General features: G+C 66.0%; 12 protein-coding genes. All 12 read right to left on the reverse strand.

The window, feature by feature from the left end:
- Window positions 1-6: 6 nt before the first annotated feature.
- The gene (locus tag LK434_RS07515; protein ID WP_006719414.1) at window positions 7-2,076 is read right to left on the reverse strand and encodes a hypothetical protein; all 2,070 of its coding nucleotides are present in this window, start codon (window positions 2,074-2,076) and stop codon (window positions 7-9) included.
- A gap of 88 nt (window positions 2,077-2,164) precedes the next feature.
- A complete protein-coding gene (locus tag LK434_RS07520; protein WP_050754933.1) occupies window positions 2,165-2,680 on the reverse strand; it encodes a TadE/TadG family type IV pilus assembly protein in 516 nt (171 codons plus the stop codon).
- On the reverse strand, window positions 2,646-2,834 hold the full coding sequence (locus LK434_RS07525; RefSeq protein ID WP_050754932.1) for a hypothetical protein: 189 nt from the start codon (window positions 2,832-2,834) through the stop codon (window positions 2,646-2,648). Before LK434_RS07525 ends, LK434_RS07520 begins: the two co-directional genes overlap by 35 nt.
- Window positions 2,835-2,941: 107 nt before the next feature.
- On the reverse strand, window positions 2,942-3,523 hold the full coding sequence (locus LK434_RS07530; protein ID WP_148334400.1) for a hypothetical protein: 582 nt from the start codon (window positions 3,521-3,523) through the stop codon (window positions 2,942-2,944).
- Window positions 3,524-3,654: 131 nt separating this feature from the next.
- Window positions 3,655-3,846, reverse strand: a complete 192-nt coding sequence (locus tag LK434_RS07535) for a Flp family type IVb pilin (protein WP_050754948.1) — start codon at window positions 3,844-3,846, stop codon at window positions 3,655-3,657.
- A gap of 64 nt (window positions 3,847-3,910) precedes the next feature.
- On the reverse strand, window positions 3,911-4,327 hold the full coding sequence (locus LK434_RS07540) for a type II secretion system F family protein (RefSeq protein ID WP_227917696.1): 417 nt from the start codon (window positions 4,325-4,327) through the stop codon (window positions 3,911-3,913).
- A 239-nt stretch (window positions 4,328-4,566) separates the two neighbouring features.
- Window positions 4,567-5,331, reverse strand: coding sequence for a type II secretion system F family protein (locus LK434_RS07545; RefSeq protein WP_006719402.1), 765 nt, complete (start codon window positions 5,329-5,331; stop codon window positions 4,567-4,569).
- The gene (locus tag LK434_RS07550) at window positions 5,292-6,674 is read right to left on the reverse strand and encodes a CpaF family protein (protein ID WP_006719401.1); all 1,383 of its coding nucleotides are present in this window, start codon (window positions 6,672-6,674) and stop codon (window positions 5,292-5,294) included. Before LK434_RS07550 ends, LK434_RS07545 begins: the two co-directional genes overlap by 40 nt.
- Window positions 6,671-8,161, reverse strand: a complete 1,491-nt coding sequence (locus LK434_RS07555; protein ID WP_006719399.1) for an AAA family ATPase — start codon at window positions 8,159-8,161, stop codon at window positions 6,671-6,673. The genes LK434_RS07550 and LK434_RS07555 overlap by 4 nt, the downstream gene beginning before the upstream one ends.
- Before the next feature lie 2 nt (window positions 8,162-8,163).
- Window positions 8,164-8,919, reverse strand: a complete 756-nt coding sequence (cpaB, locus tag LK434_RS07560; RefSeq protein WP_148334398.1) for a Flp pilus assembly protein CpaB — start codon at window positions 8,917-8,919, stop codon at window positions 8,164-8,166.
- A gap of 678 nt (window positions 8,920-9,597) precedes the next feature.
- Window positions 9,598-10,785, reverse strand: coding sequence for a ribosome small subunit-dependent GTPase A (rsgA, locus tag LK434_RS07565; protein WP_227917697.1), 1,188 nt, complete (start codon window positions 10,783-10,785; stop codon window positions 9,598-9,600).
- 23 nt (window positions 10,786-10,808) lie between these two features.
- Entirely contained in the window at window positions 10,809-13,490 is a 2,682-nt protein-coding gene (locus LK434_RS07570) for a cation-translocating P-type ATPase (RefSeq protein ID WP_006719386.1), read from the reverse strand.
- Window positions 13,491-13,501: the final 11 nt, after the last annotated feature.

Below are 13,501 nucleotides of genomic sequence, written 5' to 3' on the forward strand. Positions count from 1 at the left end.
ACCGCATCACGTCCCTCCGCCGACCAACGAGGCGATATCGCGCACGCGCACGGTCAGCGGAAGCGTGCCGCCGCCCGGCAACGGAATCTCCGCGACGGTGAGCTCCATCGACATGATGCGGTCCTCCACCGCATAGCCAACCGCCCGCACAATCGCCTTCGGATCCGTCGATCCGGCGGGGATGTCCCGCAAGACCGTTTGGACGTTCACATAGCCCTGCATTCCCGATGCCTGAGCAACGCGGGCGCTGTCCGTCAGCACGGGTTTTCGCTGGCTCAAGTCGACGGGCTCTATCCCCAGCGCGCGCACGATGCCCTGCAGGCGCTCGCTCAGCCACGATCCGACGGGACCCAGCCCAAGGCCCTCCAAGCCATCCACGATGTCGCCAAACGCCTTGTCGACGCCCGCCCCCGCCTCGCCGTAGGAAACAAGCAGGTCGCCCCAAAGATCCATCACCGAGTCGACGAGGCCCACCGCCCCTCCCGACCCGACACGCTCCTCAAGGGAGCTGAAAAACGACGAGAGCACGTTGTTCTCGCGTGTCGCCCTGTCTGGAGCGAGAGCCGCCGCGGAGATCGCCCCACGTTCGGTGATGCCCTCCGACGCAGCGAATGGCGTTTCAAGCTCATCCGGCGAATCGACCGCCGACGCGACGACGAGCGCGATGCACCCGTTCCGCCCGGGAGGGGCGATGCGCGGACGTTTTCCCGAGAGAGCCGATATCGCCTGCTCAAAGGCAGAACCCGCCTGCTCCGCCTCGCCCCGTGCACGTGCCTGCTCATCCAATTCGCGTTGGCGAGCGGCAACGTACTCGTCCAAAGCAAGCGTATACGCACGCAGGTGGTACTCAAAACCGTTGTCGATGCTCGTCGACGCCGCCGGCGCCTTGCCCACATCTCCCACGCCGAACTTGCACACGGGGCATTCGCGCGCACTTCCCTCCTCAATGCTCGCGAGAGCGATCAAAGGGCCCTGCGCGCCCGCAACCCCCGGACACGATGACGAAAAATGCAGGGTCAACCCGTCGTCCTCAACACTCGACGGCCACACAGCGTCGGTATACAGCGTTGTCCGTCGCACCTCATCGGTGTTCTTGGGAAGCAGCTCGACCGTCGAGGTAATCACCCCGTCGCGCTCAACGACCTGCGCGCCCTCCAACATCTGAAGGGCGTATCCATAAAACGCGTGACGCGCAGCCGCGTCCGCCCGCGCCTCGACGCCTTGCCCTTCCGGCTCATCATGCTCGTAACGCCACCGGTAGTACGCCCGCCCTCGCTCGAGAGCCACGTTGGGCTCCCATACCGTGCTCGATGCGAAATCGGGATTGTCCTCAGCCGCTATGCCCGAAAGACGCGCGGCGCGCTCCTGCATGTTCCTGCCATTGCGCCCGCAATCCGCCAGCCACGCGGCCTCTTTTTTAGCCGCCACCTCCTCGGATATCTGAGACAGATCATCCGCCGCCTGCTCCAGCTCCTGCGATTCCTGAGTCAGATCATCCAGCGCGATCTGGCTGCCCTCCAACGCCGGAAACTCAGATGCCGAGGTTGCAGGCGCTGCGAGCGCACTGCCCGTGTATGTGATCGACTCTGTATTTTGAGCGGTGCTCGCCCTCGTGGCATTGGCAGCGACAAGATACGGCAGGGACCCCTCGAGCGTCTTTAAGCCACGCGAGGCCGACGCCACGAACGTGTTACGCGCTTCGAGCATATCGATGCCCGCATCTAAGGTCTTTGCCGCAGCGCTCTGGGCGCCGGGGACAAAGGCGCCGATCATCCCCACGCCCGTCATGGCAAATCCCGCCAACCCCATGCTGAGCGCGCACGCGTCAAGCACCGTCGCGACCGTATGGTACGAGGAAACCACGTTCGCCCCGGCAAGGGCCGTCGTATCCGCGTTGGCCTGGACATCCCCCGACCTGCCCGCCGACCAAACGGCCAGCGTTGCGGAGAACAACAGCGCCAGCACCATCAGCATGGCAACGGCGGACGCGACGGTCGTATACGCGCCCTCCTCGATAAACAGATCGATGCCCCAATGCGCGCATGGACGCCCCGTCTGCTCACCTGCGCGTCCCATTTGAGCGCACGCGTTTCTCGCCCGGGCGCACGCGCGCCCCATGCGCGTTCGCCCCATGCGCACATACCGTGCACGCGCGATCGCCGCCCTACTCATTCCATGCTTCGATCCACGAGGCATAATCTCCCTCCAGCCATTCCGGTCTCGCCTCATACGAAACGCTCACGCGCATCAAAATGTCCCCCCGCGCGTTCGTCTCCCCCATCGTTGCGGCAAACGCCCCCAAGATGGGCAGGGGGCAAACCGCGCCCGCGATCACCACCTCGACCTCGCCTTCCGCGGCCGGCGCCCGCGTGAGCTCGATGTCCCATGCGAGCGGACCGCCCGCATGAAAAATCGAGAGATCGGGGATGGCGGCGAGTCGACGCAGGGCAAAAGACCGGTACGCCTCATCGCCGTCGGCATCGCCCGTCGCCAGCAAGCGAGCGGTCTCGGCGGCGGTCGATTCCATAACGGAGCGCGTATACAGCAGGCAGACCGGCTGCAGCATGAGCAAAAGCAGGAGCAGAAACGCCGGGATCAACATCGCCGCCTCAACCGTCGCCTGGGCGAGTTCCCCATCAGCGCCCTCAGTACAGGGATATGTCGATGAACCCGTCGCCATCCAACAGGTGCGATGCCGCCTGTTGGACGATCCCCGCAAACGTCCCATCGACGGCCGCCCGCCAAATCGCCGCGCACGCCACGACCATCGCCAACAGCGCGACGACGGTAAGCGCATATTCGAGCGTGCCCTGCGCCGTGCGCTCCCGTGCCACACGCCACGCCCTGTCAGCCCGCCCGTTCGCATGCTCGCCTCCCCGTCGTCCCCAAAAGTCACGGGCGCCGATCGGGCGCCCTCGCCACATGCGACCGAGCGCGGACCTCACACGCTTCCCGCCAGCACCCTGGCCACCCGGACCACGCTCTGCTCGCCGTCCTCCGTGCTCACCAGCACCACATCGCACCAGGCATCTCCTCTCCTCACCAAGGCGCCCCACACATTGCCGTACATATCGAGGTAGCCGCTCGCGCCGAGTATCACGCCGCACACATCCGCATAGGCGTCCAACACGCGCTCGGCGGCGACGGGCAGATCGCCTCGTTCGGTCCAGTACACGATCGCGGTCGTCGCGTCGCCGTCACCCCTTTCCCCCTCTCCCTGCGGCAGATCCTCCAAAAATGAGCGCGCGGAGCTCTCTTGACCGGGGCCATCCAAAAGCCCCCATATGCGCTGTAAATTGTCGCCATTCGTTCCGTCAGTGCCCGCATCGTCGGTTCCGCCCTCCTTATCTGTCCCACCGTCATCACCGACCCCATCGCTGCCGCCAGCTCCGCCTTCGTCGCCAGCCGCCGATTCGGCGCCCTCGTCAAACGACCTCTCATCCGCCGCGTCGCCCGAACTCGGGGGGCCTCCCCCATCCGCCAGCGCATGGCAGGCCAAGGCCGCAACGATTGCCAAACCCACGCAGGCAGGGAACGCCCAGCCCCACGGGCCGCGGAACCGAATCCACGGACCACGCACCCAGACCTGAGGTTCGCACGCCCCGCCTCGCGGGTCACGCTGCGGGCGGCGCGAGCCACACGCCCGGCGCTTCCTCACAGGCCGTTGATGCCGTCGGAAATGGCCGTCCACAACTCACTCACCTTGTCGCGAAACGCGATGATCGCGATGATCGCGATGACCACGAGAACGCCCACCAAGATCGCGTACTCCGTCGTTCCCTGCGCCCGCTCCTCCTTCGACAGAACGGGCGCGGCAACCGTTGCTCGCCCATAGGCGTCATGCATCAAACGCCACGCATCCCCCAACACCTCATGCAGATACTCGACCAAAGCGACCATGAAAACCTCCCTACATCATTCCGCCGGCAGCAAGCAGCGGACCCAATATGGACAACAACAGGGCGGGAAGGATCAACGTCCCCGTGGGGATGATGAGCTTGACGGGAGCGCGCTCTATGCGGCGCTCGACCTCGGCGCGATGCGCCGCGCGCATCTCCCTTCCCTGCCCTTCGAGCGTTTCCGCCAAGGGGGCGCCAAGCTCGAGCGCCTGCGAGACAGCAATCGCAAACGTCTCGAGCGCACGCACCCCCGTCTCGCGCGCGACCAGCCGAAGCTCATCCTCCCGCGTCGACAACCCCGATTGCCAAGACACGTGCGCGCGGGCGAGCCGCACGGCAAGGGGGCCCGACCGGCCATCGCAATACAGCTCCAAAGCGGCATCGAACGAGAGTCCCGCCGACAATCCCAGCCGCACGATATCGACCATCTCCGACACCTCGCCGAGCGTCACCGAGAGCTCGGCAGCCGACGCAGGACACAGACGACCGCGCGCGAGCGCACATGCGCGTGAGATAAGACCCGCGAAAGCGGCCCGAAACCGCCGCGCCCACCGGGCACACGTCTCTCGCCGATCCTGGGCATCCCACCCAAGCAGCAAAAACGTCGGCACCGCCGCCAAAACCCCCGAGACGACCGCCGGGGCCGTCATCGCAAACAATCCGCCCATCACGCATCGACCTGCATGATCTTGCGAATGACCAGCCACGCCGCGATGTTCAGCGCCAGCGCGACAGCGAGCGACCCTATACCCGGCCCCGTGGCCACCCCGGCCCTAAAGTCCCGTGACACAAGCGAGAGAAAGCCGACCATGATGACGGGCATCCCCGCCACAAGGCGCGCCGACATGCGCACCTGCGCCGTCTTGACCTCGAGGTTCCGCGCCAGCTCGATGCGCTCCCCAACAAGCCCCGCCGCCTCAGATAGCAGGCCCGTCAGCGAGGCCCCGGTTTTCCTTGACACCTTGAGCGCGAGCACCACCAAATCCAAGGCGGGGGCGTTGAGACGTGTAACCAACTCGTCGAGCGCATCGACCGAGGAGACCCCGCACGTCATCAGCGCCGATGCATGGAGGAACTCCGTGCGCACCGGTTCCTCCGAGCGTCCGCCAACATATTGCATAGCCTGCGCGAGCGAAAGACCCGAACCCAAGGAGAAGGCCAGGGCGCCAAAGGCTTCCGGCATGGCGCGCTCGATGCGCTCGCGCTCAGCCCGCCTGCGCGAAGTCATCACGCCATGCTCCGCAAGGCCACGTTCCACCAGGGCGCGTGCCCGTTCAACGCTGCGCCTCGCGCGCCGAAACGAGCGACGCGCCCGCTCCTGCACCCGCGCGATGTCACCCGCCCCCTCGCCATGGGCACGCCCCTCGTCCATGAAACCCAGCGCGCTCGCCGCTACGAGCGCCCCGACGAGCAGGGACACGATTGTCGCCATAGCGCCACCTCCTCCCGATCAAGAGCCTCCGACCGCACGGCTTCCTCGATGAATTCCGGTTCGCGCGCCAACGTCCACGAACGCGAGAAGGCGTCGTACGAGACATACTCCGTAAGCCTCACTCCTCCATCGGGAGCGCGCGAGACCCCGGTATATGTCGAGACGAATCGCCTGCCGTCCGGCGTGCGAACCGACATCACGATTCCGTCAAGAGCCATCGCGATCTGCTCCTCGATCAGATCGCTCGATAAGTCGATGCCGTATCGGGCCAGCAGCGTCAGGCGCACAACGGCCTCCTGAGCACTGCCGGCATGCAGCGTTGTCAATGACCCGTCATGGCCCGTGCTCATGGCTTCGAGCATGTCGATCGCCTCTCGATTGCGCACCTCACCGACCACGATGCGATCGGGTCGCATGCGCAGGGCGTTCACCAGCAAGTCGTGGATGCTCACAGCGCCCTCGCCCTCGATGGACGCCTCGCGCGCCTCGAGCCGCACCACATGGGGATGGTGCGTGAACTTGAGCTCAGCCGAATCCTCAATGGTCACGATTCGCTCTCCGTGCGGGATCTCGCAGGAAAGCGCGTTCAAAAGCGTCGTCTTACCCGACCCGGTGCCCCCGGCAACCGCCAAATCCTGACGCACGCGCACGGCAAACGACAACAGTTGGGCATACCAAGCGGGAAGCGACCCTAACCGAACCAGGTGGTCAAGTGCGCTGATACGGTCGGAGAACTTGCGGATGGTGAGCGTGGGTCCGTCGATGGCAATGGGCGGAATCACCGCGTTCACGCGATACCCGTTCGGCAAGCGCGCGTTCACCATGGGGCTGCGCTCATCAACGCGGCGACCCAACGGCGAGATGATGCGATCGAGGAGCACTCGAATCTGCTCCTCCGATTCAAACAGCCTGCCGAGCGCCACCAGCGTGCCCCGACGCTCGATAAACGTATGGTCACGTCCATTGACCATGATCTCCGTCACCGCATCGTCTTCCAAATACGGCTGCAGCGGGCCCAGGCCCACCACGTCGTCCAAGACGTCGGCGATGATCTGCTCCCGCTCGTCCATCGTCACATCCAGGCGCTCGTCGGCATTGACCACCGCCTCGAGCGCAGGCCTCAACTCAAGGCGACCGCGGTCGACGTCGCCCGCCTTCACAATGCGCGCGACCTCCGAAAAGCCGACGCGGTCCATCATCAAGCGCATGATGCGCACGCGCTCGGGACGCAGCGATGATGCCCGCTCGGACGCGACGACATCCCTTGCCACAACGCGTACCGACACGCTCGGGGCAGCGGAGCGCTCCTCGCCCACCGCTTCCATGCGACGCAACAAGCTCATCTCTCACCACTCCCCCTCTTGCCCCACGGAAGCCTGAACTTAGTCGCTGGCGTGTTTTGAGGTGCCGGCTCCAGGCTTCCCACCATCCGGCATCCAAGTTCGCTCAGCAGCTCGCCCGCAAATGAGCGCATGTCCCTCGAAAACGCGCAGTCCTCGGCAATCAGCGCATCGAGCTTGTCGAACGAGAGCAGACCGGACACGCGATCGCCTCCATCGGATATGCGCGCCCGAGAACGCAGCGACGCCCCCATCTCAAACCGCAGCGCCTCCTCTTCGCCGCTCCCGCAACCTCCCACCCCGTTGAACACGCTCGTCATGCGCGTTGCGGGAACCCCCAGGCGCATCGCGAGCGCCACCGCGCGGGCAGCGGAGGCCCCCGATGTCTCGCCGGCCCCTCCAATCACCAGGCAGCGATCGCACGCGCCGACCGCCACCGCCACCGCGTCTCCCCAAAAGCAGGACGTGTCGGCAAAAATCACATCGGCGGCACTTCGGAGCGCATCGATCAACTGCTCGACGGAATCGCCGAACAGCTCCGCGCGCTCGCCCTCCGCCAGCGGGCCCCACAGCGTCAATCCCGGCCCCACGCGCATGGCAGTCGCCTCGATATCACATTCGGCGATACTTCCTCCGCTTTCGTGGGCCATCAGACCCTCGAGTCCCTTAAACACATCAACGCCCAGCACCGCCGGCATGTCCCCGCACATCAAGTCCAGATCAAGCACGGCGGATCGCAGCCCAACGCGCGCGGCGCAGGCCGCAAGCCCCGCCACCACCGTCGTCTTGCCCACCCCGCCGCGGCCGGAGACCACCGCCACCAAGGGGGCCCGATGGCCTCCCCCGGACATCGCGGCGTTCGCGCCCGCGCGCGCCGCGACCTCCTTGAGCTCGTGCGCGTCGGCGGCAGGCATATCCACCCCATCGCGGCCCGTGCGGACGGACCCCTTGCAAGAAATGCCGCAATCCCCGGTGCGCTCAAGCGCCGACGGACCCGCACCCACCTCATCGTCTGGCTCGTCGAGCGGAGGCCAGAGCTCCTCAAGCGGAACCAGGTCATCGCGAAACGGAGGTGCCCCGTCCACCGTGCATCCGCAACCGTCGTCTTCCATGCATGTTCCCAACACAAGCGGCCGATCGGGCAGGGCGCATCCGGCCCACTCGCCCTCCGCCGCGATGACCTCATTAGCACCGGCGCGCAGCATGCGGGCAACAGAGCCCGGCCCGCATCCGGCGAGTATCGCCAGCACATCATCCCCGAGCCCTTGTTGCCGTATGCGGGTCACGTCTCGTGCGGTCCTATCGAGCGATGCCCCTCGACCAGCCACGACGATCCCCACACGCTCGGACTCGCACAGCGCACGTAGGCTCATCATCTCTTCGACCGACGCGACACGGGCGACCCTCGCGTCCCCATCGCGCTTCAGAACTTCTTGGCGAGCCGTCCCATAGAGGCCCTCCTCGCAGCAAATCACCCAAATTCGCCCCATCGTCAATCTCCTTCGCCCGTTCCGACCTCGCCAACCGGCCCCTCATCACCAGACGACTCTGCCGATGCTTCGTCACCGGGCGTTTTCGCATCAGACTTTTCCTCGGCATCGTCGGAATCCCGATCCCCGTCCTCCTGCTCGGCGGGCACCGCAAGTGTGACCATGCCGCGAGACGCGGCAGCCAAAAGCTCGCGAACCGCCGAGGGGCGCACGGCGAGCGTGACCCACTGCACATCGCCCGAACCCGATGCGAGCGCGCTCGTGTCAATCACCTCGGCATCCGTCAACTTGTCCGCCAGGGCATCTCCTTGCACATACACGTCCACGAGGTCACCGCGCTCGAGCACGCCGCCCACGGCATGCTCGGCATCGCTCGCCACAGACACGGCGACCTTGCCGCGAGGCACGTCGACCGCACTCTCCCGCTGCTCGAAGTACGCCTCCGAAAGGGGCGCATGCGCAGGAATCCGCGCTGTCGCCGTGCGCCCCGCCACATCGGCAAGGCTGGTCACCGCCTCCGCGGGCAGCAACGTGGAAACCCACTCGGTAACCACCGCGTTCCCGTCGTCAATCTGCTCCCCCGGGTCGATGTCGCGCGTGGCAACGCACACGCTCACCAGCTCGCCGCCATACTGCTCCAGCGTCTCTCGCCGGGCGCGTTCCGCCTCTTGGTGTGCTCCGGATATCGCCGTAAACGAAATGACCGCCGCGGCAATGCCGGCGATGGCACTCACGAGCAACCGTGTTCTTCGATTCATGTTCGCCTCCTTCCTCCGCATGCGACCCACACCACGATTCTCAATGCCGAAGCACCCTCTCGGGAGGTCATTCTGAGAAAGGCAATTGCGACCTGTTGAGGGCTCTGACCTGCGGCTGACACGCACTGCAAGGAATGCGCCAGCTGCAGGTCAGAAACAGGAGCGATTGCCGCAACCCGCCCCTCAAAACTGCGCCCGCAACTAGATGGGAAGCCGATGTCCACAACAGAGCGAAAACTCGATTTCCGCGACAAGGGGCGAGAAACCGAGCAGATACGACCAGTCGCATGAAAAAGGAGGCCCGGCGCTCAGCCAAGCCTCCTTTTTGCCCCTCTTGGGCGGAAACCACGAGTTTCGCAGATCAGACGACCAAAGCCCAACCAATCGAACGATGCGCGTTCAACAACGCGGCCAAGCCCAATCGACCTCTCGACGCAATCGTTGCGGGCAAGTCCAATCGACTACGCAACACATTCAACAACGCAGCCAAGCCCAACCGGTCGCACCGCGCAATCGATAATGCAACTAAGCCCAACCAAACACACCGCGCAACCGGCGCCGCGCCCAAGCCCAATAGCCCACGCGGCGCCATCGGCCACACGGTCCACGCGGCACCGCCGGCCACACGGCTCGCACGGCGGCATCGGCCACACGCCCCGGAACCGCACGCACATCGAGCTACAGATGAATATCCGGGTCCAGGCTCTGCGCGCTCACGCGCATCTCCCTCGCGAGCGCGAGGAACGCATCGACGCGCACGCGCTCGATCTCCCCGTCCTCGACGCCCCGCAGCACCGCGCACCCCGGCTCGTGCACATGCGAGCAGTCGTTAAATCGGCAGGCGCGCGATGCCTCGACGACCTCGGGAAACGCCCTTGCCAAGCCGCGTTCATGACCCACCAGCGGCAGCGAGCGCAACCCCGGGCAATCCGCGATCACGCCGCAGGGCTCAGGCAGCGCGACCATGATGCGCGCCACCGTGGTGTGCCTGCCGGCGTCATCGCGCTCGCGCACGGCGTTCGTCTCGAGCGCCTCCGCACCCAACAGCGTGTTGAGCAGCGTGGATTTGCCTGCGCCCGACTCGCCCAAAATCATCCCCACGGCACCGCGCGGAATGCAGGCGCGCACCTCGTCCAGCCCCTCACCCGTATGCGAGGACGTCGCGATCACGCGAACGCCCGGGCCGGCAAGGCGGCGCAGGTCATCGGCGATCTGCACGACCTCGGCCGCCTCGCAGCGGTCGACCTTGGTGAGCACCACCACCGGCTCTGCCCCGCAATCACGCGCGAGCACGAGCGAACGGGCCACGCGGTCGCGCATGAGCGGCAACGTGTCGCGCTCGGCGCCCAGGGGCTGCACGATAAAGATCACGTCGACGTTGGCGGCGAGGACCTGACGCTCCCCACGACTCTTTCCACGCCAGCGCTCAAACGCCGTGCGGCGCGGCAGCACGCGCAAGATCACGCCCATGTCATGGCCGGGAGACACGCGCACAGCGACAAAATCGCCAATGGAGGGCAGCAGCCCATCGCCGTCCACGCCCGCGCCATCGGGAGCGCCCGCCCCCGCCGCGCCACCGCCGCGCGCCCGCGTCGCCTGACGACCCGAACCGCTGCGACCACCGCGCTTCCCCCGCTTGCCCTTGGCAAAATCCACCGCGTGCTCGGCGCGCAAAAGCGCCCCCGCGGCCGTCGCGATCATGGGGAACCCGCGGTCCAGGCGCACCACGGCGCCCAGCTCGATCTCTTCTAGAGGGATGTCGCCGGCCTGCGCCAGCTCCGAGCGCGCCCCCTCAAACGCAGAGACCTGCGCGCTGGAAGCACGCAGGTCCCCAAAGCTCGGAATATGTTCCAAAACGTCAGCCACGCTTACGCTGAGGTCCTTTCCGTTTACGCCTTGTTCTTCTCGATGCCGCGCATGATGGCCTTGTAGACCTCCATGATCGGGATGATCAGCAGCGCCAGACCGAGTGCGGTCAGCAGCGCGTGAGGCGGGAGCGGCATGAAGCCAAAGACGTTGGCGAGCACGTCGACCTCAACGGGAACGACGGTCAGCGCCAAGGCCAGGACGGCAGCGCCCCACAGCCACTTGTTCTGCGTCTTCATGGTGAAGATCGAGGCGCGGCGGCTGCGCATGTTGAAGGAGTGGAAGATCTCGACCATGGACAGGGTGATGAACGCCATGGTCACGCCCTCGGCATCGGCGGTGCCGGCGATCATGTCGGCGATGTCGATGTAGCCCATGTCAAAGTACACGCCGGCAAAGAAGGAGGCGAGCACCAGCAGGGTGATGATGATGCCCTGGAACGCGATGTCGAGGCCCATGCCGCCGGCGAACACGCCGTCGGAGGCGTTGCGGGGCTTGCGCTTCATGACGTCGCCCTCGGCCTCCTCCATGCCGAGCGCGAGCGCCGGCAGGGAGTCGGTGATGAGGTTGATCCACAGCAGCTGCACCGGTTGGAAGATGGTGAAGCCGATGAGGGTGGCCACGAACACCGAGAGGACCTCGGCGATGTTGGCGGACAGCAGGAACTGGATCACCTTGCGGATGTTGTCGTAGATGCGACGACCCTCCTCCACCGCGTGGATGATGGTGGCGAAGTTGTCGTCGGCGAGCACCATGTCGGCCACGTTCTTGGTGACGTCGGTGCCGGTGATGCCCATGCCCACGCCGATGTCGGCGCGCTTGATGGACGGGGCGTCGTTCACGCCGTCGCCGGTCATGGCGACGATGTTGCCCAGGCTCTTCCAGGCGTCGACGATGCGCGCCTTGTGCTCGGGCTGGACGCGGGCGTACACGGAGATCTCGGTCACGCGGGTCTTGAAGTCCTCGTCGGAAATCTTGTCGAGCTCGGCGCCGGTGATGGCCTGGGAGGCGTCGGTCACGATGCCCAGGTCCTTGGCGATTGCCACGGCGGTGTCGATGTGGTCGCCGGTGATCATGACCGGGCGGATGCCGGCCTCCTTGGCCTCGACGATGGCCGCGGTGACCTCGGGGCGAACCGGGTCGATCATGCCGGACAGGCCGCAGAACACCAGGTCGTGCTCGAGGGCCTCGGGGGTGAAGTCGGTCGGGGCCTCGGTGTAGGTGCGGTTGGCGAGCGCCAGCACGCGCAGGGCCTGATCGGCCATGGCCTTGTTGGCGGCGAGGATCTCGCTACGGCGAGCCTCGGTGAGCTCGACAATCTGACCGTTCTCGTACACATGGGTGCACAGGCCGATCACGACGTCGGGAGCGCCCTTGGTGAACTGCTCGAACTCACCGTCGAGCGTCTCGACGACGACGGACATCATCTTGCGGCCGGAGTCGAACGGGGCCTCGCCAACGCGCGGATGCTCGGCCTTGAGACCGGTCATGCCCGCCTTGGCGGCATCGTTCACCAGCGCGCACTCGGTGGGCTCGCCAACGGCCTCGCCCTTGTCCTCGTCCCACTCGGCGTCGGAGCACAGCGCCATACCGGCGAGGAACTTCTCCTCGGGGGCGGCGAGCTCGTGCTTGACGACGGTCATCTTGTTCTGGGTGAGGGTGCCGGTCTTATCGGAGCAGATGATCTGGGTGCAGCCGAGGGTCTCGACGGCGGTCATCTTGCGGATGATGGCCTGACGCTTGGACATCTTGGTGACGCCCATGGACAGCACGATGGTCACGACGGCGACCAGGCCCTCGGGGATGGCGGCGACGGCCAGGGACACGGCGACCATGAAGGTGTCGAGCATCATGGCCGGGTTGGAACCGAGCTCGCCGAAGTGGCGCACGATGTCCACGGCGAAGATGATCACGCAGATGGCGAGCACGAGCTTGGTCAGGATGCCGGAGAGCTCGTTGAGCTTCATCTGGAGCGGCGTGAGCTCCTTCTTGGCCTGGGTAAGGGCCGTGGCGATCTTGCCCATCTCGGTGTTCATTCCGGTTCCCACCACGACGGCGCGGCCGCGGCCGTACACCACGGTGGAGCCCATGTAGCACATGTTCTTGCGGTCGCCCAGCGGCACGTCGTCGGCCTCGGCCGCGAGCGCGATGGCGTCGGCGTGCTTCTCGACCGGGACGGACTCGCCGGTGAGGGCGGCCTCCTCGATCTTCATGGAAGCGCTCTCGAGCACACGGCAGTCGGCCGGGACGGAGTCGCCCGCCTCGAGCAGCACCACGTCGCCGGGAACGAGCTCGGAGCTCGGCATGTGGGACATCTTGCCATCGCGGATGACCTTGGACTGCGCGGCGCTCATCTCCTGCAGGGCCTCGAGGGCCTGCTCGGACTTGGCCTCCTGGACCACGCCCAGGACGGAGTTCAGGATAACGACGGAGAGAATGATGACGGCGTCGGCCCACTCGGGCTCACCCTGGATAAAGCCGGTGATGACGGAGATGGCGGCCGCGACGAGCAGCATGATGACCATGGGGTCGGCCATCTGCTCGAAGAAGCGCTTCCACAGAGGGGTCTTCTCCTCCTCATCGAGCTTGTTCGGGCCCACGCTCGCCAGGCGCTTCTGCGCCTCCGCGGCCGTCAGGCCCTGATCGGCGCTCGTGGACTGGGCCTCGAGCACCTCCTCGGCCGAAGCCAAGTATTCTTTCTCCACTTGGTACTACC

Source organism: Collinsella stercoris DSM 13279 (genome assembly GCF_020735465.1).
Lineage (GTDB): Bacteria > Actinomycetota > Coriobacteriia > Coriobacteriales > Coriobacteriaceae > Collinsella > Collinsella stercoris.